The sequence below is a fragment of the Corynebacterium sp. HMSC071B10 genome (genome assembly GCF_001814825.1).
GTDB lineage: Bacteria > Actinomycetota > Actinomycetes > Mycobacteriales > Mycobacteriaceae > Corynebacterium.
On sequence record NZ_KV818007.1, the window covers coordinates 156,483 to 179,086 of the forward strand.

Sequence of the window (22,604 nt, forward strand, 5' to 3'; positions counted from 1 at the left end):
TTTACGTACCGCAGAAGGTCGTAAACGGCCCCGGCTTTTCCGGTTGCGCCATCCATTCCTCGCCCGCGTCAGGGTTGTACGGGTCTGTCACTGCGGCAAGCAGGGCGAGATAGGCGCCGAAGTCGCCGTCGCGCTCCGCGGCGTTGATTGCGTCCTGGAGCATGTGGTTGCGCGGGATATAGATGGGGCCGGGGTAGGGGGAGCCATCGGGGGCGTCGCCATACTCAAATGCGGTGACTCCGCCAAAAACCATTCCGTGCTCCCGGTTAAAGGTGGTGATGTCGTCGGCCTGTGCCAGCTCGTCAGCGAGATCACCAATGTAGGTTTCCCACGCCGTGTCCCACCGGCTTTGCATCGTGGACAGGATTTCCTGGGCACGCTCCTGGCCGAGTTCTGGTAGCAGTGTTTCCGCCAGGCGGACCATGTTCCAGGCCAGAATGCTGGGTTGGTTGCCAAATGCATAGCGCCGCTGCGCATCGATAGAAGAGAAGGTTGCTGCGCCGTCGAAACGCTGCGTAAACGCGCACGGTCCGTAGTCGATGGTTTCGCCGGAGAGCGCGACGTTGTCCGTATTCATGACGCCGTGGACAAAGCCGACGGCCATCCACCGACTCACCACATCAACCTGTCGATGAATCACCGAATCCAGCAGCCGCTCTGGCCCCTCGTACCCGGCGGCGATGATCACGTCAGCGACCAGGTCGCGGGACTTTTGGGCGGCGTATTGCAGGGAGCCGACGCGCAGGTGCGAGGAGGCCGTGCGCACCACAATGCCCGCAGGCACCTGGCCTTGTTGGCGGATGACCTTCTCTCCAGTGCGTATCACCGCGAGCGCGCGTGTGGTTGGTATGCCGATGGCGTGCATGAATTCGCTGACGAGATACTCGCGGAGCATGGGGCCGATCGCGCCGAGTCCGTCGGAGCCGGGGCGGGAAAACGGGGTGAGCCCGGAGCCCTTGAGCTGTATCTCGCGTCCGTTGATGTCGCCGAGGAGCATCGCGCGGCCGTCGCCAAGCACTGGCACGAACTGGCCAAACTGATGCCCTGAGTAGGCAGTGGCGTGCCCGCCTGCGGCACCGGCGAGCCAGGCCACGCCGTCTCGGCTGCGCAGCCATTCGGCGTCGAGGCCGAGCTCCCGCGCGAGCGGTTCGTTGAGGACGATCAACTCGGCGTCAGGCAGGTCGGTTCCAGGTACGGGCACCGCCATGTCGGGCAGCGCGTCGGCGAATGTGTGGGCAAGCGTGGGCTGTTCCATGGGGCCAGCCTAGACTAGTGGGCCATGAGCATCGGCAAAGTCACACTCGTCGGAGGGGGCCCAGGCGAATGGGACCTGCTTACCATCCGCGGCCTGCGCGCACTCGAGGCCGCCGACGTGATCCTCACCGATCACCTCGGCCCCGCCAGCCAGCTAGAGCAGTTCCTTGATGTAAAGGGCAAGGTGCTTATCGACGTCGCGAAGCTCCCCTACGGCAAACAGGTCGCCCAAACGCGCACCAATGAACTGATGGTGGAGCACGCGCTCGCCGGCAAGCATGTCGTGCGCTTGAAAGGTGGCGACCCGTACGTCTTCGGGCGCGGGTTTGAAGAAGTACAGGCGTGTGCCGCGGCTGGCGTGCCGGTCACTGTCGTGCCCGGGGTGACCAGTGCGATCTCCGTGCCGGCCGCGGCTGGGGTGCCGGTGACCCAGCGCGGTGTGACGCACGCCTTCACAGTGGTCTCGGGGCACCTGCCGCCGGCGCATCCGAACTCGCTGGTGGACTGGGAGGCGCTCGCGCGCGTCGGCGGCACCATCTGCGTGATCATGGGCGTGCGCAACGTGCGTGCGATCGCGGAGACTTTGGTCGGCGCGGGCCTGGATCCGGCAACACCCGCGGTGGCGGTGCAGGAAGGCGAAACGGCCTCCCAGCGCGTGGTGCGCGCCACGGCGTCGACCTTGGCGGATGCCATGGAGGCAGAGTCGATCGCCTCGCCGGCGGTCTACGTGTTCGGGGAGGTCGCCGGCCTTGCGGACGCTCGATAGCCTGATCTGGGACACGGCACTTGCTGATGGGCTGCCGGACACGCTGCTGATCTGCCACGACCCGACGCTGGACCTGACCCGCCAGGCCGTGCAGGCGGGCCCGCGCGTGCTATTTTTGGATCCCGATTACGCGCGCAGCCAGGCCGCAGCGGCGCTCGGCGCGGAGATTGCGGGGGAGCGGCGGCTGGACGAGTTTCTCGTTGATGCTGTTGCTGGTGCTGGGGCCCGTGCTGCGGTCGGGCTCGGCGAGATGCCGAAGTCCCTGGCCCGGCTGGACTACCTTGCTCGCGCTATTGCCGGGGCGGGCTTTGACAGCGCGCGCCTGGTGCTCGGGGCGAACAACAAGCACCTCTCGCGCGGCATGAACACGGTGCTCGCCGATTCCTTCGACGAGGTGCACGGCTCCCGTGGGCGCGGCAAGTTCCGTTGCCTTGTTGCCTCCGGGCCGCGGGAGGTGGTGTACGAGCCGTTGGAGTCTGGTGGGCTGGTCGCATTCGGCGGCGTGTTCTCCGGTGCGAAACCCGACCGCGGCGGCGAACTGCTGCGCTCCTGCCTGCCGGAAGAACCGGGCCGTCTTCTGGACTTCGGCTGCGGCAACGGCTCGGTCAGCCGCGGCATCGCTGGCGCGGTCGCCACCGATTCGGATGCCGACGCCGTCCTCTCCGCCCGCGCCATCGGACTCCACACCACGTGGGACGACGCCGGCTCGCAGCTTTCGGACGCTGCCTTCGACACGATTGCGCTCAACCCGCCCTTCCACGAAGGCACCACCATCGACGCCACCCTGGTGCAGCACCTCCTCGACGCCGCCAAGCGCCTGCTCGCCCCCGGCGGCGCGCTGTACGTGGTGCACAACTCACACCTGCGCTACCGCGGTGAGGTGGAGCGACGCTTCGGCGAGGTGGATCAAGTCGCCCGCGACGCGACGTTTACGGTGCTGCGGGCGCGCCCTAGGCAGTAATCCGCCCCTGCAGGATCCGCGGCAGCGCCTCCGCCGCCGTCGCCGGCACGACCACGCTGGCCAGGTGCGACAGCTCCGTCGGCTGCGGGGTGACCTCCACGATCGGGATCTCACGCGCGTGCGCCATCAGCGGCAGCCCCGCGGCCGGGTAGACCACGCCGGAGGTGCCGACGATCAGCAGCGCGTCCGCCGTCTTCATCCGCCGCTCCGCCTCGACCCACTCGTCCTGCGGCAGCGCCTCGCCGAACCAGACCACGCCCGGGCGCACGAGCCCGCCGCAGACGGGACAGTGCGGCGGCGCGAGGCGCTCTACCGGCTCCTCCGGCAGCGTGATCGGTTCCTCGTACGGGGTGTCGCAGTCGGTGCAGCGAAAGGCAAACAGCGAGCCGTGCAGGTGCACCACGTCTTCGCTGCCCGCACGTTCGTGCAGGTTATCAATGTTTTGCGTCGTCACCGTCACCCCACGCGCCGCCGCAATCGCCCGGTGCCCCGCATTCGGCTCCGCGCGCTGCGCCAGCTGCGCCCGCCAGAGGTACCAGGCGTACATCGTGTCGGGGTCATCGTGCCATGCGCTTATCGACGCCATCGCCACCGGATCCACCTGCTCCCACACCCCAGTCACCGCATCCCGGTACGTAGCGATACCGCTATCCGCGCTCATGCCGGCACCGGTGAAGACTTCGACGTGGTTGGCGCTTGAGAGGATCTGGTGGGCGTCGATAAGCAATTGCTCCATGGCCCTAGTCTAGGGCGTCGATGAACTCCAGGGCCTGGTCTTTGTAGGTGAAGTTGTTGGTGGCGGTGACGGCGTCGCGCATGACATCGCGGTAGAAGGCGCGGTGGCGCGGGTCCTCCGCGTGCAGCTCGCGGGCGCGGCGGGCGGTCTCGGTGGGCAGCAGGCACTCGGTCGGCACGGCGTGAATGCCCAGGTGAGCGGCGCGGGCGCGGGCCTGGGCGGCCTCCATGCGGGTGGTGTAGGCGTGGTTCGGCTCGTAGGTCACCGCGCGGGCGAGGCCGTCTGCGGCGAGCTGCTCATTGACGAAGGTGTCACCTGCGAAGACGGCGGCGAGCTCGCGGCCGTAACGGTCCTCGCGCTCCTGGTCGTGCTCGAGGCGTACGCGGGTGCCGGGCGGGGCGAGCTCGGTGAGCCGATCCGTTGCTTCCTGGTAGAGGCATTCGCCCTGTTCAGGCGTGTCGATGTTGAGCAGGCGGACGCGGACAGTCTCCCCGTCGCGGTCGACGTCGAGGGTGTCGCCGTCGACGATCTTGGTTACCGTTGGCTGATTCTGGCAGGCGGCAAGGGTCGCGGCGGCGAGGATGGTGGCGATGAGGCGGAGCGGGCGCATGTGGGTCTCGCTTACATTATGGCGGCGAAGACGATGCACACCGCGAGAGACGTAACGAGCCCGATGCCCATCCGCCACAGGTAGCGGCGAGCGTGCTCGTGCGCCGTATTGATCTGTAGCTTGCTGGGGTTGGACGGGAATACTGCGATCGGTGCCGGGTCCTGCGGCTCGCTGTAGAAGCCCATGCCGACGGTGTAGCGGAAGTACTCGTTGCGGGTCTGTTCCGCCTCGTCTGTCGGGAGTACCAGGATCTGCTTGCCGGTGTTGACGGCCAACGCGATAGCGAGCACCACGACGCCGATGGTGAACACGATCCAGACCGCAGGCATCAGCCAGCCGGACGGGGCGAGGTTCGTCGACGAGAGCACGGAGAGACACGTGCACACCGACATACCAAGGATGGTTTGGGCGACGAACGTGGCGGTTTTATCGGTGAGTAGTTCGACGCGTTTTGCGTTGGCCTCGGAAAACGGGATCGGGGAGGTGGGCGGTACGTCCGCGGTGCGTCGGACCAGGGAACGCGGTGGCACGCAGAACGCGACCGCGACGGACAGGACCGCGCCAATCCAGATCAAGGCGGTCGCGGCGAGGAACGACTTTGGTTCGTACCGGTCGGGGTTGCCGGCGCCGTCGAAATGCACCGGGATCGGATCCGGGATGGAGTCCCACCGCAGCAGTACGTACGCCAACGTGGCGAGGTAGACGAAGATCGTTGTGGCGTAGTACTGGCGGGACTGCATGGTCTGAGGGTAGCAGGGGCGGATTGGCGTGGTTGCTGACTGTGGTTGCTAAACGGAGCTAGCTCCATTTGGAGCGCGGGCGGGTGGAAAACGCCTGGTCGCGGGTCGCCGAAACTCCTAAATGGAGCTAGCTCCGTTTGGGCCGCGGGCGGGTGGAAAATCCCTGGTCGTGGGTCGCCGAAACTCCTAAACGGCGCTAGCTCCATTTGGACCTCGGCAGGACCTTGGCAGGCCCGGCGCGGGGAGGAACCAGGACGGACCACTAGACGAAACAACCAATATGTAATAGAAAGAACAGTATGGATTCGAAACGGAAGCAGGAGCTGGCGAACAAGCTCATGGATAGTAATCGGCAAGAAGACAGGCTCGCACACCGGAAACGACCCGCGGCGTACCGCAAGGTCTCCACGCGGTTTTTCATCAGCGTGACGGAATGGAAGCAGCTGCGGTATCACGAAAAACGGTGGCTGGCGGCTTACGCGGTCGGTTGTACGGTGCCGCGGGCGGTGTTGTCGGGCCGGTCGGCGGCGCGGATCCTCGGGATTTGGGTGATCGCGACAACACCGGAGCCGGTGGAGCTGGTCGCGCAGCGGGGTAAGGCTCCGTCACGGAAGCAGTGGCCGCCGGGCGTGGTCTACCGCGACAGATCACCGGGCCACACGCCACCGCAAACCTTCGACCGGCTACGCACAACCGATGCGCTGACCACCGTCTTCGCCATCGCGCTGCGCCACGGCTTCGCGGAGGGCCTCGTCGCGATGGATTGGCTGCTTCGCGAGGGGATGCCGCGCTACCGGATCGAAGAAGCGGCCGCCCGTCTCGGCCGCGTCCGCAATATCGCGACCCTGCGCCAAGTCATCGCGCACGCGGTGGACAATTCGCTCTCGCCGTACGAGTCCTACGCCCGCGCGCTGCTGCTGCAGGCAGGTATCGGCGGTTGGCAGGTCAACGCGCGCATCACCATCCCGCCTCACCTGTACGTGGCTGACCTGCTGCGCGGCAGCCTCATCGTGGAGATCGACGGGGCGCAGAAATACGACGGCACCACCTTCGCCCCGACCGACACGGCGATCCGCGAGGAGCGCGAGCGCGAGAAGCACCTCCAGAACGCCGGTTATGTTGTGGTGCGGGTGTCGCCGGAGCAGCTGCTTGACGACGCCCACGGGTTCCTCACCACCGTCACCCGCATGCTCGGCTTCGCGGAAATGTACGTCACACGACCAGCGTGACCTGGGTGCCGTCGACTTCCGCGGTCATGCCGGCTTCGGTGGCGATGTGGGCGATGTCGTCGGGGGAGGTTGCGGTGGCGTCGTGAAGCGCAAGGGCCCTGGCGAGCTCACCCTTGTACTGCTTGTTGAAGTGGCTGACCACCTTGCGCGAGCCGTCGGGCTGGACGGATTCGACGCGGACGGTGGCCGCGCCGGGGACCGGGCCGAGCTTCTGGTAGGTGCCGGAGCGCAGGTCGACGATGAAGGGGAAGTCGGTAAGCACGTCGGTGATCGCGGTGCCCCACCGGGATTTCAGCGTGGCACCGCCGAGGCGTGCGCCACCCGAGAGCCGGTAGCGCGGGATCATATCACCAGCGCGCACGACACCGAAGAGCGCGGAGCCAATCGCGAGGCGCTCGAGGGCGGGTGTGGGGAGGGTGGGGGCAGACAGGGCGTCGAAAAGCACGCCGGTGTAGCGGAAAATGGCGGGCATGACCGGTGCCTCGGCGAGGTGCAGGTTTTCCTCGGCCTCGGCGCGCTTGGTGGCGGGGATCTTCAGCTGGGCCATCATCTCATCGACAGGAAGCAAAGCCAGATCCCGCATGAGCGCGCTGCGGACGGAGTCGAGCGCGGGGAAGGACACGCTCATCGGCGCGTCCTGGCCGCCGGGCGCTTTGGTCTCAGAAGGTGGGAGGACAATAAGCATGGCCCCCAACCTTAGCGCTAGGATAAACGCCATGATTACACGCCTTTCTCAGCTATTCCTGCGCACCCTGCGCGAAGACCCCGCCGACGCCGAAGTCCCCAGCCACAAGCTGCTGGTTCGCGCCGGCTACATCCGCCGCGCCGCGCCGGGCGTGTACTCCTGGCTGCCGCTGGGGCTGCGCACGATGCGCAAGATTGAGGGCGTGGTGCGCGAGGAGATGGACGCGATGGGTGGCCAGGAGCTGCTCTTCCCGGCACTGCTGCCGAAGGAGCCCTACGAGGCGACCAACCGCTGGGACGAGTACGGCGATGATCTCTTCCGCCTGAAGGACCGCAAGGGGGCGGACATGCTGCTCGGGCCCACGCACGAGGAGATGTTCACCCAGACGGTGAAGGACCTGTACTCCAGCTACAAGGACTTCCCGGTCACGCTGTACCAGATCCAGACGAAGTACCGCGACGAGGCGCGTCCGCGCGCGGGTATTCTGCGCGGCCGTGAGTTCGTGATGAAGGACAGCTACTCCTTCGACATGTCGGACGCGGGGCTCGATGCGTCGTACGCGAAGCACCGCGAGACCTACCAGCGCATCTTCGGTCGCGTGGGCATCCGCTACGAGATCTGTAAGGCGACCTCGGGTGCGATGGGTGGCTCGGCCTCCGAGGAGTTCCTGGCGTACAGCGAAAACGGCGAGGACACCTTCGTGGTTTCCTCGGCGGGCGACTACGCGGCGAACGTGGAGGCCGTCGTGACGGTCCCGCCGGCACCGACCCCGATCGAGGGCCAGCCGGAGGCGCAGGACTACGACACGCCTGCGTCGGAGACCATCGAGACGCTCGTGCAGTGGGCTAACGACGCTGGGGTGACAATCGACGGCCGCGCCGTCGAGGCCGCCGACACGCTCAAGTGCATGGTGATCAAGGTCGATGACCCGCGCGCAGCCGACGAGGACGGCAACAAGGTCGGCCCGCAGCTGACCGCCGTGCTGATCCCGGGCAACCGCGAGCTGGACGAGAAGCGCCTCGAGGCCTCCCTGGAGCCGGCGACCTTTGAGCTGGCCAGCGACGAGGACTTCAAAAACACCGACTTTTTGGTCAAGGGCTACGTCGGCCCGCGCGCGATGAACGCCAACGGCGTGCGCGTGCTTGCGGATCCGCGCGTGGTGGAGGGGTCGAGCTGGATTACCGGTGCGGACGCGCCGCAGAAGCACGTGGTGGGCCTGGTCGCCGGCCGCGACTTCACCGTCGACGCCTTCGTCGAGGCCGCCGAAGTCCACGAGGGCGACCCGGCCCCGGAGGGCAACGGCACCGTGCAGCTCGCGCGCGGCATCGAGCTGGGCCACATCTTCCAGCTCGGCCGCAAGTACACCGAGGCGATGGACGTGCAGATCCTGGACGAGAACGGCAAGCGCGCCGTGCCGACCATGGGTTCCTACGGCATCGGTGTCTCCCGCATGATGGCGGTCGTGGCCGAGCAGCGCCACGACGAGAAGGGCCTGGTCTGGCCGGTCGCGATCGCGCCGTACCAGGTGCACGTCGCGGTGGCCAACAAGGATGCCGCAGCCCTCGAGGCCGGCGATCGTATCGCCGCGGAGCTCTCGGACGCGGGGCTCGAGGTGCTTTTCGACGACCGCCCGAAGGTTTCCCCGGGCGTGAAGTTCAAAGACGCCGAGCTCCTCGGCATGCCGTTCATCGTGATCCTGGGCCGCGCGTTCGCGGACGGCAACGTGGAGCTGCGCATCCGCGGCGGCGAGACCCTCGAGGTCCCAGCCGACGAGATCGTGGAGAAGGTGCGCGAGCTGGTCGCGGAGCAGCTCGGGGCGTAAACCGAGCTACACGCGCTGCGCGTTCGCCGCGAGCTCCACGGCCAGGTGGCGGAAAACGTCCGACTGGGCGTGGGCGGCGGTGGCGCGCCACTGGTCGATGAGCGTTTGCTGCTGCGACTGCGCGTATGCGCCAGCCGAGGCCGCATCACTCGGGGCGGGCACGCCCTCGAAGTCGTAGCCGGGTGCCGCTTCCGGCACGTCGCCGCTTGGCTCGAGCGCTTCGCGAAGGGCGAGTGCGCGGGCATCGGAGGCTTCGCGGAGCTCGTCGAGTCGCGCATCCGTGGCGTCGTCGGCGTAGGCGGTGGCCATACCGAAGCCGTACTGGGCGGCGTACTCGGCGCGCAGCATCGCGCGGGCGGCCTCGAGGTCCTCCTCGTTGTCCAACGCCTCACCGTCTACGTCTGCCGCATCCGCTTCCTGGCCCGCGCGCAAGTCAATGGCCTGCGCCACCAGGAGGGTGACGGAGTCCTCGGGGACGTTCGCGGCGGCGTCGAGTAGCGCGGCGGTAGCTAGGTGGGCTGCAGCGGAAGGGTCGGCGTTGCCGGTGGCCTCGCCGGGGCCGCGCTCGATGGCACAGGTGGTGGGGACCTCCCCGGCCTCGGTGGTGCCGCAGAGACGCTCGGCCTCGTTGAAGAGTTGGGTGGCCTGGGTGTGTCGGGTGTGGGCCAACGTCGCGTCGTCAAGCACTTGCCCATCGGCGAAGGCCTGCTGCGCGAGCGCGATGAGCTCGGCGTTTGGGCGCGGCCCGACGATATCGAGCGCATCGCAGGCGGTAAGCGGCAGGGCACAAAGCGTGACGGCGAGGAGTTTCTTCACGCGGAAAACCGTACACGATAGGGTGGTGGGCATGGCTTTTCCTACACCTGAGCAGTTGCGCGCGCTGGTCGCGCCGATTGCCCGCAACCACGAGCTGGACGTCGAGCAGATTCGCGCGGTGCGCGCCGGCAAGAAATCGCAGGTGGTCATCGCGCTCGATGGCGACACGCCCCCGACCCTGGACGAGTTGGAGGTCGTCTCCAACGAGCTCAGCGAGCTTTTCGACGCCCACGAGGACGCCGGCGACCTCAACTTCGGTGCCGGCTACACCCTCGAGGTGACCACCCCGGGCGTGGACATGCCGCTGACCGAGCCGCGCCACTGGCGGCGCAACCGTGGCCGCGCCGTGGCGCTTCTCGACGCCGACGGCAAGAAGGAGCTCTGGCGCATCGGCGCGCTCGATGAGACCGAGACCCAGGTGGCACTGATCGAGCGCGGGGCGAAAGTGCCCGCGGTGCAGGCCCGGTTGGTTTCCGAAATGCCTAAGGCAGTGGTAGAAATTGAATTTAAAGCGCCGCCGGCAGCCGAGCAGGAGCTGGTCGACGCACCGTTCGACGAAGTAGTAGACGCGTAAGCCTGCACGAAGGCTTACCTGGGAGGAAGACAAGTGAATATTGACTTGAACGCGCTCAAGATGATTGAGGACAAGCAGGGCATCGAGGTCGACGACCTGCTGACCACCATCGCGAGCGCGCTGCTGTTTGCCTACCTGGATTACCGCGAGGTGGATCCGGGCGAAAACACCAAGTCGCGCGTGGACATCGACCCGGATACCGGCGATGTGCATGTCATGGTCAGCGAACTCGACGACGAGGGCGAAGTGCTCTCCGAATACGACGCTACGCCGGTCAACTTCTCCCGCATCGGTGCGCCCGCCGTGCGCGACGCCATCAAGCGTCGCCTGCGCGAGGTGGAGGCAGGCCGTGTTTACACCGAGTACTCCGAGTTTGAGGGCCGCGTGGTCTCTGGCGTGGTGCAGCGCGACGCGAACGCGGAGGCCCGCGGGCTGACGATCGTGCAACTGGGCACCGAGGCCGACCCACAGGACGGCATCCTGCTGCCCGCGGAGCAGATCCCGGGCGAGCGGCTCACCCACGGCGACCGCGTGAAGGCCTACGTGGTCGGCGTGAACAAGGGGGAGCGCAACGTGCAGGTCAACCTGTCGCGCACACACCCGGAGCTGGTCCGCGGCCTGTTCGCGCTCGAGGTGCCGGAGGTGGAAGACGGCTCGGTGGAGATCATCGCGATCGCGCGTGAGGCGGGCCACCGTTCCAAGGTGGCGGTGCGCGCCACCGTCAAGGGTGTGAACGCCAAGGGAGCCTGCATTGGGCCGCGCGGCTCGCGTGTGTCCAATGTCATGAAGGAGCTCGGCGGCGAGAAAATCGACATTATTGACTACTCCGACAACCCCGCGACCTACGTGGGCAACTCGCTGGCACCGTCGAAGGTGATCAAGGTCGAGGTGCTCGACGAGGAAGCCCAGGCGGCGCGCGTGACCGTGCCGGATTACCAGCTCTCGCTGGCGATTGGCAAGGAGGGGCAGAACGCCCGCCTCGCCGCGCGACTGACGGGCTGGAAGATCGATATTCACTCCGACGCGGCCACGGACTAGCGAATTTGTGGGCTGAAAATGACACCGGTGTGAGCCGATGTCGGCCCCGCTGAGCTTAGGAAGTATTTTTTAGCGCGGTTTTGGCGTAGGCTAGTACACGGCTTAATTCCCGCGTGCCGTGTCACGCCCGTGCCGGTGCAGAAGCGGGTATCTGGCCGGTGAGCAAACGCGAAGCGTAAAGGAAGGTGCTGGATGAGTGATGCGCGAAAGCGTCCCATCCGTACCCGTACCTGTATCGCCACGCGTGAGACACTGCCAGATACGCGCCTGCTGCGGCTCGTGCAAGACCCGGACGTTCCCGGCCGCATTGTGGCCGACCCAGCCCGGAAGTTGCCGGGCAGGGGAGCGTGGATCACACCCACGCGGGACGCACTCGAGCTGGCGGAACAGCGGCGTGCCTTTGCACGCGCTTTCCGTCTGTCCACTCCGGTGGACCTAGGTCATGTACACACGTACCTCGCCACACTGGCGAAAGACCCAACGCAAGTAAGGAAGACCGAACACTGATGAGTACACAACCGTGAAGCAGCATCAGCGATGAAAGTCATTGACCACGTCTAGGGGTCGGTACCCGTAACCGGGCACCGCGCTCCTAGCACAAACTACAAGGAGACACGTGCCCGGAAAGTTACGAGTACACGAGCTTGCAAAGAAGCTTGGAGTTACGAGTAAGGAACTGCTCGCCACGCTCAAGGAGCAGGGCGAGTTTGTGAAGACCGCCTCGTCGACGATTGAGTCGCCGGTTGTGCGGAAGATGACCGCGTTCTACGAAGCGAAGAACGAAGGACAGAACGCGGACAACGAGCCGAAGGAAGACAAGGCTGCGAAGCCTGCGGTGCCGAAGCCAGGCAAGGCTGCGAAGCCCGCAGCACCGAAACCCGGCCAGGCTGCCAAGCCTGCCGCGCCGAAACCAGGTCAGGCCGCCAAGCCTGCGGCACCCAAGCCCGGCCAGGCCGCAAAGCCTGCCGCGCCGAAGCCAGGCCAGGCCGCCAAGCCCGCAGCACCGAAGCCAGGTCAGGCTGCGAAGCCCGCGGCACCCAAGCCCGGCCAGGCCGCAAAGCCTGCTGCGCCGAAGCCAGGACAGGCTGCGAAGAAGGACGCCCCGACGCCCGGTTCTATGCCGCGCCCGGTGGCAAAGCCGGGTGGGCGCCCGAAGGTAGCCAACAACCCGTTTTCCTCGAACTCCTCCGCACCGCGCCCGGCACCGCGTCCGGGTGGTGGCCGCGGTGGGCAGGGCCAGGGCGGCGGCCGTGGCCGTGGTGGCCAGGGCGGTGCACGCCCGGGTCAGGGATCCCAGGGCCAGGGCGCACCGCGTCCGGGCGGCAACCGCTCCGGCGGTGGACGTCGTCCGTCGCCGGCCGATATGGCGGCCGCGCCCTCGCCGAAGCAGATGCCGGCGAAGGCTGCCGGTTCCCGTAATGGTCGCGGCGGTGGCGGCGGCCGTGGTCGCGGTGGCGGTCCGGGTGGCCCGCCGCGCGGTGGCGGCTTCCGTGGACGCGGCGGTCGTCGCGGCGGTACCGCGGGTGCATTCGGGCGTCCGGGTGGCGCACCGGGGCGTCGTCGTAAGTCGAAGGGCCAGAAGAGGGCCGAATATGAGGAGATGCACAAGCCGAACGTGATCGGTGGCGTGCGTCTGCCTGACGGCGACGGCAAGACGGTTCGCCTGCGTCAGGGCGCGACCCTGTCGGACCTGGCGGAGAAGATCAATACCGATGCATCCTCCCTGGTCCAGGCGCTGTTTAACCTGGGCGAGATGGTCACGGCGACGCAGTCGGTCTCCGAAGAGACGCTGCAGCTTTTGGGTGCCGAGATCAACTACGAGGTGCAGATCGTTTCGCCGGAGGACGAGGACCGCGAGCTGCTCGAGTCCTTCGACCTGCAGTTCGGCGAGGATGAGGGCGGCGAAGAGGCGCTCGAGCAGCGCCCGCCGGTGGTGTCCGTCATGGGCCACGTCGACCACGGTAAGACCCGCCTGCTGGACTCGATCCGCAAGGCCAACGTCGGTCGCGGCGAGGCCGGTGGCATTACCCAGGGCATCGGCGCGTACCAGACCGAGGTGGAGCTCGACGGCCAGCAGCGCAAGATCACCTTCCTGGATACCCCGGGCCACGAGGCGTTTACCGCCATGCGTGCCCGCGGTGCGAAGTCCACGGACTTGGCTATTCTGGTCGTTGCCGCGGACGACGGCGTCATGCCGCAGACCGTGGAGGCGATCAACCACGCCAAGGCCGCAGACCTGCCGATCGTGGTCGCAGTCAACAAGGTGGATAAGCCGGAGGCGCAACCGGACAAGATCCGTGGCCAGCTCACCGAGTACGGGCTGATCCCGGAGGAGTACGGCGGCGACACCATGTTCATCGATATCTCGGCCAAGCAGGGCACGGGTATCGACGACCTGCTGGAGGCCGTCCTGCTCACCGCCGATGCGGCGCTCGAGCTGACGGCAAACCCGGACATGGACGCCCAGGGTGTGGCCATCGAGTCCCACCTGGACCGCGGCCGCGGCCCGGTCTCCACCGTCATCGTCCAGCGCGGTACGCTGCGCGTCGGCGACTCCATCGTGGTGGGCGGCAACTTCGGCCGCGTGCGCCGCATGGTCGACGAGTGGGGCGACGACGTCGAAGAGGCAGGACCGTCCCGCCCGGTCCAGGTCCAGGGCCTCAACGGTGTCCCCGGCCCGGGCGACAACCTGCTCGTGGTCGAAGACGACCGCGTCGCACGTCAGATCGCGGCGCAGCGTGACGCGCGTCAGCGTGCCGCCATGCAGGCGCGCACGAAGAAGCGCGTGTCCCTGGAGAACCTGGATCAGGCGCTCAAGGAGACCAACCAGCTCAACCTCATCCTCAAGGGCGACAACGCCGGTTCGGTGGAGGCCCTGGAGGAGGCACTGCTCAAGATCGAGGTGGACGACGAGGTGGAGGTGAACATCATCGACCGTGGTGTCGGTGCTGTCACCCAGACCAACGTGGTGCTCGCTGCCGCATCCGATGCGGTCATCGTGGCCTTCAACGTCCGCGCCGAGGGCAAGGCCACCGAGGAGGCCAACAACGAGGGTGTGGAGATCCGTTACTACTCGGTCATCTACGACGTCATCGATCAGGTGGAGGCAGCGCTCAAGGGCATGCTCAAGCCGATCTACGAAGAGCGCGAGATGGGTGCCGCGGAGATCCGCCAGATCTTCAAGGCGTCCGCCGTCGGCCTCATCGCGGGCTGCATGGTCACCGAGGGCAAGGTCAAGCGCGGTGCCAAGGTGCGCCTGGTCCGCGACGGCAACGTCATTACTCCGGACGCAACGATCGAGTCGCTGCGCCGCGAGAAGGACGATGTCACCGAGGTAGCCAAGGGTTACGAGTGCGGTATGGTGCTGTCGTACCCGGATATCCAGGTCGACGACCAGATCCAGGTCTACGAGATGGTCGAGGTTCCGCGCGACTAAGCGGGATTATTCGCCGGCTCCATACGGTTGGCGTGAGTAGACACGAAAAGCGGTGCCCCCTTCCCGGCGTTGTGCCGGGGCGGGGGCGCTGTGGCGTCGATAAGCAGTGCAAGCGTCTAAGCTTGAAAGGACGCTGACGAGACACAAGGAGATGATGACATGGCTGACAACCCGCGCGCGCAACGCTTGGCGAAGCAGATTCACGCGATTGTTGCTTCCGCGATCGAGCGAGAGGTCAAAGACCGGAGGTTGGAGCTGGTCACCGTCACCGATGTCCGCGTGACCGGCGACCTGCACGACGCGACCGTCTACTACACGGTGCGCGGCCGCGAGATCGATGATGAGCCGGATTACGAGCAAGCCGCGGAGGCGCTGCACCGCGCCCGCGGTCAGCTGCGCAAGATCGTCGGGGACCAGCTCTCCGTGCGCTTTACGCCGACGCTCGCCTTCGAGCTGGACACCGTGCCGGAGGCCTCCGCGCGGATGGAGGAGTTGCTCAACCGTGCGCGTGCCCGCGACGAGGAGACCGCGCGCCTTCGCGAGGGCGCGAAGCCGGCCGGCGAGGACAACCCGTACAAGACGGACGGGGATAGCGACGCAGGGACTGGCGCGTAAATGGGCGCACTGTTCCCGGGCGCGGAAGCACAGTTCACCGAGATCGCCGAGGTGCTGCGCGCGGCGAAGAAGGTCTCGGTAGTCGCACACATCAAGCCGGACGCGGATGCGGTTGGCTCGGCGTGCGGTCTGACCGCGGGGCTGCGCTCGCTGGGTATCGACGCGCACGTGTTCATCGGCCAGACCTACCCGCACCCCGAGAACCTGCTCACGGTTCCTGGAGTCGACGAGATCACCTACGGTGGGCAGCTGCCGGAGGACGGGCTCGTGGTCACGGTGGATTGTGCGTCGGTGGACCGCACTGGGCTGTTTCGTACGCAGATCGCGGACGACCCCTCGCGCGTGGTGGTGATTGACCACCACGAGACCAACCCGGCGTTCGGCGCGCACAACCTTATCGTGGACTCGGAGTCCACCACGACGATTATCCGCGAGCTCTTCGACTACCTGGGCGTGGAACTGGATCACGACATGGCGTACTGCCTGTACGCGGGCCTGGTCACCGACACGGGGAACTTCCGCTGGGGTACGCCGCGTATGCACCAGCTGGCGGGCGAGCTGATGGGTTACGGCCTTGATACGCGCCAGATTTCCCTGGAATTGACGGACAAGGCGAGCGCGCGAGACCTGCAGATCATGGGCGGGGTGCTTGCTGATTTGCAGAACTTCCGCGAGGAGGGACTTAAGCTCAGCGTCTTCACCATCCGTGCCGAGGCGCTGGCGCGGATGAGCCAGACCACCGTGGAGGCGATCATCGATTACGCCCGCGCGCTCGAGGGTACTGATGTGGGCATGGTGCTGAAGCAGAATGGGCCGAAGCGCTGGGCGGTGTCGCTGCGCTCGAGCGTGATCGACGTGTCCAAGCTCGCGCAGCGTTTCGGCGGCGGCGGGCACGTCCCGGCGGCAGGGTATACCGCGCACGGCTCGCAGGATATGGTGGTGCGCGACCTGATCGCGGCGCTGCCGACTCGTGAGGAGCGCGCCGCGCACTAGGGCGGCGGGCAGAGCCCGAAGCCCGTGAAGATTTGTACCGCACTCAACTTGAAGTAGAAGGAGCGTGCGCGTGGCAGCGAAGTCCACATCACATTCATCGACTCATCCGCAGGCGAACCGGGGGCCGGAGGTCAGCGCGCGTACGATCCTGGGGCTCGCGCTGCCGGCGCTCGGTGTGCTCGCGGCCAACCCGCTCTACCTGCTGCTGGATACCGCGGTGGTGGGCCGTTTGGGCACCGCGCAGCTGGCGGCGCTGGCCGCCGGCACCACGATCCAGTCGACGGTGACCACCCAGTTGACCTTTTTGTCCTACGGCACCACCGCACGCAGTTCTCGACTGTATGGGGCGGGCAAGCGCGACGCTGCGATTGCCGAGGGTGTGCAGGCGACCTGGGTTGCGGTGCTGGTTGGCCTATGCCTGGCCACGATCATCTGGCTGTTTGCCGAGCCGATCGCGTTCGCGCTGACCAACGACCATGCCACGGCGGCGCAGGCCGCGACCTGGATGCATGTGGCCGCGATTGCCATCCCGCTGACGCTGATCATCATGGCGGGCAACGGCTGGATGCGCGGAATCCAAAATACCCGCCTACCTTTCCTGCTCACGCTGTGCGGCCTGGTGCCGGGCGCGCTCATTCTGCCGGTGCTGGTGCACCGCTTCGGGCTGGTCGGCTCGGCGGTGGCCAACGTGATCGGGATGGGGATTACCGCCACACTCTTCCTCGTGGTGCTCATCCGCGAGCACAAGGGGTCCTGGGCACCACGCTGGGCGGTCATGCGCGACCAGCTGGTGCTCGGCCGCGACCTCATCCTGCGTTCGCTGTCCTTCCAGATCTCTTTCCTGGCGGCGGCAGCTGTCGCCGGCCGCTTCGGTGTGGCCACGCTCGCCGCGCACCAGATCCTGCTGCAGTTGTGGAACTTCCTCACGCTCGTGCTCGATTCGATGGCGATCGCCGCGCAGACCCTCACCGGCGCTTCGCTCGGCAAAGGCCGCGTCGCCGAGGCGCGCTCGGTGGGCGCGCAGGCCACCCGCTTCTCGGTCGGCTTCGGCGTGGTGCTCGCCACGATCTTCGCGCTTTTCGACGCCCCACTGAAGTCCATCTTCACCCGAGACGGTGCCGTCCTCGACGCCCTGGTCACCCCGTGGTGGCTGCTGATCGCGATGATCCTGGTTGGAGGCGTGGTTTTCGCCCTCGACGGCGTGCTGCTGGGTGCCTCGGACGCGGCGTTTTTGCGTAACCTGACGATCGTGTCCGTGCTCGGTGCGTTTTTGCCGATTACGTTGCTTTCCGTCACCTTCGGCTGGGGGCTGACCGGCATCTGGGCAGGCCACCTCGCCTCGGTGGTGCTGCGCCTGGTGGGCGTGGTGATCCGTTTCCGTGGGGATAAGTGGGCGCGGACTGGGGCGACCGCGCGGGCGTCGTAAAGCGGCAGAAAGAGAGGAGCCGAGAATGAGCACCACACTGTGGGCCGTGAGCGATCTGCACGCGGCCGTAAAACGCAACGGGCCGAAGATCGACGCCATCCAGCCGCGCGACCCCTCCGACTGGCTGATCGTGGCCGGCGATGTCGCCGAGCGCTTGGAGCTGATCGTGCAGGTGATGGAGCAGTTGGCGCAGCGCTTCGACACGGTGATCTGGGCACCGGGCAACCACGAGCTTTTCTCGCGCTCTGCGGATCGCTACCGCGGCCGCGACAAATACACGGCGCTGGTGCAGGCGATGCGCGAAATCGGCGTGATTACGCCGGAGGACCCGTACCCGCAGTTCGGCGGCGTGACCATCGCCCCGCTGTTTACCCTCTACGACTACTCCTTCCGCGGCGCGAACATGACGGTGGAGGAAGCGATCGAGGCCGCGCACGAGAAGAACATCGTGATGACGGACCAGTTCGCCATCGCCTCGTTTGTCGACGTCCGCGCGTGGTGCTGGGACCGACTCGCCTACACCACCAAGCGGCTTTCCCGTATCAGCGGGCCGACGATTTTGATCAACCACTGGCCGCTCGTGCAGGAGCCGACGCTGCGCATGCAGTGGTCAGAAATCGCCTTGTGGTGCGGGACCCGGCACACCCGCTCCTGGCCGAAGCGCTACAACGCGCAGGCTGTGATTTATGGGCACCTGCACATGCCCGGGGTGATGGAGATCGACGGCATTGAGCACATCGAGGTTTCCCTGGGGTATCCACGCGAGTGGGAGCGCTTCCCGCGTCGCCACCCCTTCCCATACCCGGTGATGGAGGTGGGAGCGTAGATGCAGAACCTGGCACTGTTTCCGCCAGAGGCGCGCTTTGTCTACCTGCGCACCGACGGCGGCAACGACTTGAGCAAGTACGAAAACCTCCTGCCGAGCGAGCAGGCGCAGGTCAGCTGCGCGGTTGATCTGCGCAAGGGCGAGTTTGGCGACGCCCGCTGGTGCGCCCACGAAGCACTGAAAGAACTCGGCTGCGAAAACGCCGGGGCCATCCTGCGCGGGGAGAAGGGCATGCCGCTGTGGCCGGAGGGCTACACCGGCTCGCTGACGCATACCATCGGCTTCCGCGCTGCGGTGGCCGCGCCCACCAGGTGGGTGCGCTCCATGGGCTTAGACGCAGAACTTGCCGAGCCGCTGCCGGAAGGCGTGCTGGCTGCGATTACGCGCGGTGACGAGTACGAGATGGTGCGCGGGATGCAAGCCGACGGCTTCGAGTGGGCCGACCGGCTGCTGTTCTGTGCGAAGGAGGCCACCTACAAGTGCTGGTTCCCCATGACGCGGCTCTTCCTCGACTTCGACGAGGCGGACATCTGTTTGCGCCCGGACGGCACCTTCGTCTCCTACATCCTGGCCCGGCCCACGCCCACGCCTATGTTTGAGGGGCGCTGGGTGGTGGGCGACGGCTACGTGATCGCCTCGGCCTTTGTGTGTTAGCTGAGTCTGTTAGCCGAGCGTCGCCGGACGCGCGACAAACACGGTGGCCAGGCGTTTGCCTTGCTCTTTGACTAAGGCGACCACGCGCCCGTCCGGGCCCTTCGCGGCGTGGATGCCGTCGAGCCCGCGGGGTGTCAGCCACTTGCCCAGCGCGAGCGCGTCGTACTCGTCTGCGGTGACCTCGAGCACAGGCCAGGCGCGCAGCTGCGCTTCGTCGAGGGGCAGTGAAAGACTGGGGGAGTCTTGGAGGGTGGCCAGCGGCGTGGCGTCGGCAAGCGAAAATGCCCCGACGGACTCGCGGCGCAGCTGGGTGAGGTGGCCGCCGACGCCGAGCGCGGTGCCGAGGTCGCGGGCGAGCGCGCGGATGTAGGTGCCGGAGGAGCAGTGGACGCGCACGTCGACGTCGATAAACGGGCCCTCCCGACGGATCGCACCGATGTCGAAGCTGAAGATGGTGACCGGGCGGGCCGGGATGTCGACGTCTTTGCCCTCGCGGACGAGCTCGTGGGCGCGCTTGCCGTCGATCTTGATTGCGGAGACCGCGGTGGGCTTCTGCATGATCTCGCCGGTAAGCGCTTCGATTTCGGCTTCGATCTGCGCATCCCTGATGCGCGAGGCGTCGTGAGTGGCGGTGACCTCGCCCTCAGCGTCGTCGGTGGTGGTGGACTGGCCGAGCCGGATGGTGGCGGCGTAGCGCTTGTCGTTGGCCACGAGGTGGGCGAGCAGCTTGGTGCCGCGCTCGATGCCCACGACGAGCACGCCGGTGGCCATGGGGTCCAGCGTGCCGGCATGGCCCACCTTGCGGGTGGAAAAGGCGCGGCGCAGCTTCGCGACGACATCGTGGCTCGTCATGCCTGCAGGCTTGTCTACCACGACGATTCCAGAGGTTGCGAGGGGATCTGTCATGGTTTTCAAGTATGCCGTACGCTATTGCGCGTGGATATTTTGCACGGGCTTTCAGACGTTCCCGAACACCTCACCGAAGGCGGCAGCGTCGTCACCATCGGCGTGTTCGACGGGGTGCACCGGGGCCACCAGCTGCTGATCACCACCGCGGTGGAAAAAGCGAAAGCACAGGGTGTGCCCAGCGTCGTCATGACTTTCGACCCGCACCCGGTGGCAGTCTTCGCGCCGGAGCGCGCCCCGCTGGCGCTGTTGAGCTTGGAGGAGCGCGCCCGCCAGATCGAGGCGCTGGGCGTGGACTACCTGCTGGTCATCGACTTCCGCAAGGAGCTCGCGGGCGATAGCACCGAGCACTACGTCACCGGGGTGCTGCAGGGCACGCTCGGTGCGCGCGAAGTGGTCGTCGGCGAGAACTTCACCTTCGGCAAGGACGCCGCCGGCACCGCGCAGACGATGGCGCAGCTCGGGGAGCGCTTCGGGCTTGAGGTCACCATCGTGCAGCTGCTTAACGACGGCGACGTGCGCATCTGCTCCACCGCCATCCGCGACGAACTCACCGCCGGCAACATCAGCGTGGCCACCGACTACATGGGCAGGCCATTTTCGGTGATCTCGACCATCGAGCGCGGCGCGGGCCGCGGCGGCCGCGAGCTGGGATACCCCACGGCGAACCAGTACGTCGAGGATGTCTCCGCGCTGCCGGCCGACGGGGTCTACGCTGGCTGGCTCACCATCATTGACACCGCACCGATCGACGGCGATGTGAAACCGGGCGTGCGCTACCCGGCTGCGATCTCGGTCGGCACCAACCCGACGTTCGGGGACACGCGCCGCAGCGTGGAGTCCTACATCTTGGACCGCGACGCGGACCTCTACGACCGGATGGCGCGCGTGGAGTTCGTGGACAAGGTCCGTGACATGGTGAAATTCAACTCCGTCGAGGAACTGTTGGAGAACATGGCGCGCGACGTTGAGCGCACGCGCGAGATCCTCGGCGTGAAGTAGCATGTCCTAAAAGCCCCGTACGTCAGCGAAAGGACGCGAACCCATGTCACGCAAGCTCATCTTGGATCTGGACACCGGCATCGACGACGCGCTGGCGCTTGCCTACGCGCTCGGCTCCGAGGACGCCGAGCTCATCGGCGTGACGTGTACCTACGGGAATGTGACGGTGGAGCAGTCCGTGCGCAACACGCTCGCGCTTTTGGAGCTGTTTGGCCGCACCGACGTGCCCGTGTTCGCTGGCCCGGGCCACGCACGTGCGAAGGACTCGTTCACAGTCCAGGAGATCTCCGCGTTCATCCACGGCACAAACGGCATCGGCGAGGTGGAGATCCCTGATGCCGCACGCGGGGTAGAGGAGACCTCTGCGGTGGACTTCCTTATCGACTCGGTGGAGGCTTACGGCGATGACCTGGTGATCGTGCCGACTGGCCCGTCGACCACGATTGCCGCGGCGATCGAGGCCTCCAACGTCTTCCGAGACAACGCCCACATCGTGATGATGGGTGGCGCGCTGACCGTGCCTGGCAACGTCAACGCCTGGACGGAGGCGAACATCAACCAGGACCCCGAGGCCACGGATCTGATGTTCCGGAGCCTGCGCGACGTCACCATGATCGGCCTCGACGTCACGCTCCAGACGCTGTTGACGCGGACGGAAACTGCGCAGTGGGAAAAGCTTGGCACGCGCGGCGGAGACTTCCTCGCGGCCGCCACGAACTACTACATCGACGCGTATAAGACGACCTCCCCGCACCTGGGCGGGTGCGGGCTGCACGACCCGCTGGCAGTCGCGGTCGCGCTTGACCCGAGCTTGATGGACACCCTCGGGATCAACATGAAGGTCGACACCGAGGGGCCGACCCGCGGGCGCACGATCGGCGACGAGACCCGACTGAACGACCCGGACAAGCATGCCGCCGTGGCCGTGCGCGTGGACACCGCGCGCTTCCTCGACGAGCTCATGCAGCGACTGACCACTTTGGCTTCTGCCACCCCGGTCGTGTAAGCTCTTTCGAGGTCTTGCGCCAATCGACTGCGGTTCGCGGCAGTTGCGGTGCAGTACAAGACTTTTGATCTAGAGCGCGAACTGAAATACCAAGGAGCATGCTCATGGCACTGTCCACTGAGAAGAAGGCTGAGATCCTCAAGGAGTTCGGCCTCCACGAGACCGACACCGGTTCCCCGGAGGCACAGGTTGCGCTGCTGACCGAGCGCATCAACAACCTGACCGAGCACCTGAAGGACCACAAGCACGATCACCACTCCCGTCGTGGTCTGCTGCTGCTGGTCGGCCGCCGTCGTGGCCTGCTGCAGTACCTGCGCGAGAACAACGTTGAGCGCTACCGCGACCTCATCGCTCGCCTTGGCCTGCGTCGTTAAGCGACTTCGCACCTTTCACCCGCCGCACCCAGCCTTCTGGGGCGGCGGGTTTTGCGTTTCCGTGAGATCTGAAGCTGCAATACGTGCAGGTGCTGGTAGAATGTGTGCCGTTGCAAAATGAACGCGATACCCGGC

At 66.5% G+C, this 22,604-nt stretch carries 23 protein-coding genes; 16 read left to right on the forward strand and 7 right to left on the reverse strand.

The features are described from left to right. Position 1 precedes the first annotated feature (1 nt). On the reverse strand, positions 2 to 1,255 hold the full coding sequence (locus tag HMPREF2990_RS07390) for a protein adenylyltransferase SelO family protein (RefSeq protein WP_070763668.1): 1,254 nt from the start codon (positions 1,253 to 1,255) through the stop codon (positions 2 to 4). Positions 1,256 to 1,279: 24 nt separating this feature from the next. Here HMPREF2990_RS07390 and cobA point away from each other — a divergent pair, with 24 nt between their 5' ends. After that, positions 1,280 to 2,020: a uroporphyrinogen-III C-methyltransferase gene (cobA, locus tag HMPREF2990_RS07395; RefSeq protein ID WP_070763670.1), complete on the forward strand. Its 741-nt coding sequence runs from the start codon at positions 1,280 to 1,282 to the stop codon at positions 2,018 to 2,020. Beyond that, positions 2,004 to 2,981 (forward strand): class I SAM-dependent methyltransferase, encoded by a 978-nt coding sequence (locus tag HMPREF2990_RS07400; RefSeq protein WP_070763672.1) that lies wholly within the window; start codon positions 2,004 to 2,006, stop codon positions 2,979 to 2,981. Before cobA ends, HMPREF2990_RS07400 begins: the two co-directional genes overlap by 17 nt. Here HMPREF2990_RS07400 and HMPREF2990_RS07405 read toward each other — a convergent pair. Genes HMPREF2990_RS07405 through HMPREF2990_RS07415 form a run of 3 tightly spaced genes read right to left on the reverse strand, consistent with a single transcriptional unit; the run spans position 2,971 to position 5,067 of the window. Next, positions 2,971 to 3,717 (reverse strand): NAD-dependent deacylase, encoded by a 747-nt coding sequence (locus tag HMPREF2990_RS07405; protein ID WP_070763673.1) that lies wholly within the window; start codon positions 3,715 to 3,717, stop codon positions 2,971 to 2,973. The two genes, HMPREF2990_RS07400 and HMPREF2990_RS07405, sit on opposite strands and share 11 nt — an antisense overlap. Before the next feature lie 4 nt (positions 3,718 to 3,721). Further along, positions 3,722 to 4,327 carry a thermonuclease family protein gene (locus tag HMPREF2990_RS07410; RefSeq protein WP_070763675.1) on the reverse strand — a complete coding sequence of 202 codons (606 nt, stop codon included), beginning with the start codon at positions 4,325 to 4,327 and terminating at the stop codon, positions 3,722 to 3,724. An 11-nt stretch (positions 4,328 to 4,338) separates the two neighbouring features. Next, positions 4,339 to 5,067, reverse strand: a complete 729-nt coding sequence (locus tag HMPREF2990_RS07415; RefSeq protein WP_070763677.1) for a DUF1648 domain-containing protein — start codon at positions 5,065 to 5,067, stop codon at positions 4,339 to 4,341. Between the two features lie 299 nt (positions 5,068 to 5,366). Between HMPREF2990_RS07415 and HMPREF2990_RS07420 the strand changes: the two genes are divergently transcribed. Next, the gene (locus tag HMPREF2990_RS07420; protein WP_070763679.1) at positions 5,367 to 6,296 is read left to right on the forward strand and encodes an endonuclease domain-containing protein; all 930 of its coding nucleotides are present in this window, start codon (positions 5,367 to 5,369) and stop codon (positions 6,294 to 6,296) included. Here HMPREF2990_RS07420 and yaaA read toward each other — a convergent pair. After that, the gene (gene yaaA, locus HMPREF2990_RS07425; RefSeq protein ID WP_070763681.1) at positions 6,280 to 6,981 is read right to left on the reverse strand and encodes a peroxide stress protein YaaA; all 702 of its coding nucleotides are present in this window, start codon (positions 6,979 to 6,981) and stop codon (positions 6,280 to 6,282) included. The two genes, HMPREF2990_RS07420 and yaaA, sit on opposite strands and share 17 nt — an antisense overlap. Positions 6,982 to 7,012: 31 nt before the next feature. On the opposite strand from yaaA, the gene HMPREF2990_RS07430 reads away from it, so the two are divergent. Then, positions 7,013 to 8,803, forward strand: coding sequence for a proline--tRNA ligase (locus HMPREF2990_RS07430; protein WP_070763683.1), 1,791 nt, complete (start codon positions 7,013 to 7,015; stop codon positions 8,801 to 8,803). Between the two features lie 6 nt (positions 8,804 to 8,809). Here the strand turns inward: HMPREF2990_RS07430 and HMPREF2990_RS07435 are convergent, their stop codons facing one another. Next, positions 8,810 to 9,619, reverse strand: a complete 810-nt coding sequence (locus tag HMPREF2990_RS07435) for a ferritin family protein (RefSeq protein WP_070763953.1) — start codon at positions 9,617 to 9,619, stop codon at positions 8,810 to 8,812. Between the two features lie 31 nt (positions 9,620 to 9,650). Between HMPREF2990_RS07435 and rimP the strand changes: the two genes are divergently transcribed. The 9 genes from rimP (at position 9,651) to HMPREF2990_RS07480 (ending at position 19,181) form a co-directional block, all read left to right on the forward strand. Beyond that, positions 9,651 to 10,193: a ribosome maturation factor RimP gene (gene rimP / locus HMPREF2990_RS07440; protein ID WP_070763951.1), complete on the forward strand. Its 543-nt coding sequence runs from the start codon at positions 9,651 to 9,653 to the stop codon at positions 10,191 to 10,193. 33 nt (positions 10,194 to 10,226) lie between these two features. Beyond that, positions 10,227 to 11,231: a transcription termination factor NusA gene (gene nusA / locus HMPREF2990_RS07445; protein ID WP_070763685.1), complete on the forward strand. Its 1,005-nt coding sequence runs from the start codon at positions 10,227 to 10,229 to the stop codon at positions 11,229 to 11,231. A 192-nt stretch (positions 11,232 to 11,423) separates the two neighbouring features. Then, positions 11,424 to 11,738 carry a YlxR family protein gene (locus tag HMPREF2990_RS07450; RefSeq protein WP_070763687.1) on the forward strand — a complete coding sequence of 105 codons (315 nt, stop codon included), beginning with the start codon at positions 11,424 to 11,426 and terminating at the stop codon, positions 11,736 to 11,738. Between the two features lie 109 nt (positions 11,739 to 11,847). After that, positions 11,848 to 14,667, forward strand: a complete 2,820-nt coding sequence (gene infB / locus HMPREF2990_RS07455; protein WP_070763688.1) for a translation initiation factor IF-2 — start codon at positions 11,848 to 11,850, stop codon at positions 14,665 to 14,667. Positions 14,668 to 14,826: 159 nt separating this feature from the next. Continuing rightward, positions 14,827 to 15,282, forward strand: coding sequence for a 30S ribosome-binding factor RbfA (gene rbfA, locus HMPREF2990_RS07460; protein WP_070763691.1), 456 nt, complete (start codon positions 14,827 to 14,829; stop codon positions 15,280 to 15,282). Continuing rightward, complete coding sequence (locus HMPREF2990_RS07465; RefSeq protein WP_083317065.1) at positions 15,283 to 16,275, forward strand: DHH family phosphoesterase; 993 nt, start codon at positions 15,283 to 15,285, stop codon at positions 16,273 to 16,275. Positions 16,276 to 16,345: 70 nt separating this feature from the next. After that, positions 16,346 to 17,701 (forward strand): MATE family efflux transporter, encoded by a 1,356-nt coding sequence (locus HMPREF2990_RS07470; RefSeq protein WP_070763693.1) that lies wholly within the window; start codon positions 16,346 to 16,348, stop codon positions 17,699 to 17,701. A 25-nt stretch (positions 17,702 to 17,726) separates the two neighbouring features. Beyond that, on the forward strand, positions 17,727 to 18,527 hold the full coding sequence (locus tag HMPREF2990_RS07475; protein ID WP_070763694.1) for a metallophosphoesterase family protein: 801 nt from the start codon (positions 17,727 to 17,729) through the stop codon (positions 18,525 to 18,527). Beyond that, complete coding sequence (locus HMPREF2990_RS07480; protein ID WP_070763696.1) at positions 18,528 to 19,181, forward strand: 4'-phosphopantetheinyl transferase family protein; 654 nt, start codon at positions 18,528 to 18,530, stop codon at positions 19,179 to 19,181. It begins immediately after the preceding gene. Between the two features lie 9 nt (positions 19,182 to 19,190). On the opposite strand, the gene truB is transcribed toward HMPREF2990_RS07480, so the two are convergent. Continuing rightward, positions 19,191 to 20,087 carry a tRNA pseudouridine(55) synthase TruB gene (truB, locus tag HMPREF2990_RS07485; RefSeq protein WP_070763698.1) on the reverse strand — a complete coding sequence of 299 codons (897 nt, stop codon included), beginning with the start codon at positions 20,085 to 20,087 and terminating at the stop codon, positions 19,191 to 19,193. A 30-nt stretch (positions 20,088 to 20,117) separates the two neighbouring features. Here truB and HMPREF2990_RS07490 point away from each other — a divergent pair, with 30 nt between their 5' ends. From HMPREF2990_RS07490 to rpsO, 3 genes are all read left to right on the forward strand, one after another. Then, entirely contained in the window at positions 20,118 to 21,089 is a 972-nt protein-coding gene (locus tag HMPREF2990_RS07490) for a bifunctional riboflavin kinase/FAD synthetase (protein ID WP_070763700.1), read from the forward strand. Positions 21,090 to 21,132: 43 nt separating this feature from the next. Continuing rightward, positions 21,133 to 22,095, forward strand: coding sequence for a nucleoside hydrolase (locus HMPREF2990_RS07495; protein ID WP_070763702.1), 963 nt, complete (start codon positions 21,133 to 21,135; stop codon positions 22,093 to 22,095). Positions 22,096 to 22,199: 104 nt separating this feature from the next. Further along, positions 22,200 to 22,469, forward strand: coding sequence for a 30S ribosomal protein S15 (gene rpsO / locus HMPREF2990_RS07500; RefSeq protein WP_070763704.1), 270 nt, complete (start codon positions 22,200 to 22,202; stop codon positions 22,467 to 22,469). Positions 22,470 to 22,604: the final 135 nt, after the last annotated feature.

Excerpts from the sequence above, each read along its gene's own strand:
- HMPREF2990_RS07390 (WP_070763668.1), bottom strand. The coding sequence starts at position 1,255 with ATGGAACAGCCCACGCTTGCCCACACATTCGCCGACGCGCTGCCCGAC.
- cobA (WP_070763670.1), top strand. The coding sequence starts at position 1,280 with ATGAGCATCGGCAAAGTCACACTCGTCGGAGGGGGCCCAGGCGAATGG.
- HMPREF2990_RS07405 (WP_070763673.1), bottom strand. The coding sequence starts at position 3,717 with ATGGAGCAATTGCTTATCGACGCCCACCAGATCCTCTCAAGCGCCAAC.
- HMPREF2990_RS07410 (WP_070763675.1), bottom strand. The coding sequence starts at position 4,327 with ATGCGCCCGCTCCGCCTCATCGCCACCATCCTCGCCGCCGCGACCCTT.
- HMPREF2990_RS07415 (WP_070763677.1), bottom strand. The coding sequence starts at position 5,067 with ATGCAGTCCCGCCAGTACTACGCCACAACGATCTTCGTCTACCTCGCC.
- HMPREF2990_RS07420 (WP_070763679.1), top strand. The coding sequence starts at position 5,367 with ATGGATTCGAAACGGAAGCAGGAGCTGGCGAACAAGCTCATGGATAGT.
- yaaA (WP_070763681.1), bottom strand. The coding sequence starts at position 6,981 with ATGCTTATTGTCCTCCCACCTTCTGAGACCAAAGCGCCCGGCGGCCAG.
- HMPREF2990_RS07430 (WP_070763683.1), top strand. The coding sequence starts at position 7,013 with ATGATTACACGCCTTTCTCAGCTATTCCTGCGCACCCTGCGCGAAGAC.
- rimP (WP_070763951.1), top strand. The coding sequence starts at position 9,651 with ATGGCTTTTCCTACACCTGAGCAGTTGCGCGCGCTGGTCGCGCCGATT.
- HMPREF2990_RS07450 (WP_070763687.1), top strand. The coding sequence starts at position 11,424 with ATGAGTGATGCGCGAAAGCGTCCCATCCGTACCCGTACCTGTATCGCC.
- rbfA (WP_070763691.1), top strand. The coding sequence starts at position 14,827 with ATGGCTGACAACCCGCGCGCGCAACGCTTGGCGAAGCAGATTCACGCG.
- HMPREF2990_RS07465 (WP_083317065.1), top strand. The coding sequence starts at position 15,283 with ATGGGCGCACTGTTCCCGGGCGCGGAAGCACAGTTCACCGAGATCGCC.
- HMPREF2990_RS07475 (WP_070763694.1), top strand. The coding sequence starts at position 17,727 with ATGAGCACCACACTGTGGGCCGTGAGCGATCTGCACGCGGCCGTAAAA.
- HMPREF2990_RS07480 (WP_070763696.1), top strand. The coding sequence starts at position 18,528 with ATGCAGAACCTGGCACTGTTTCCGCCAGAGGCGCGCTTTGTCTACCTG.
- truB (WP_070763698.1), bottom strand. The coding sequence starts at position 20,087 with ATGACAGATCCCCTCGCAACCTCTGGAATCGTCGTGGTAGACAAGCCT.
- HMPREF2990_RS07495 (WP_070763702.1), top strand. The coding sequence starts at position 21,133 with ATGTCACGCAAGCTCATCTTGGATCTGGACACCGGCATCGACGACGCG.
- rpsO (WP_070763704.1), top strand. The coding sequence starts at position 22,200 with ATGGCACTGTCCACTGAGAAGAAGGCTGAGATCCTCAAGGAGTTCGGC.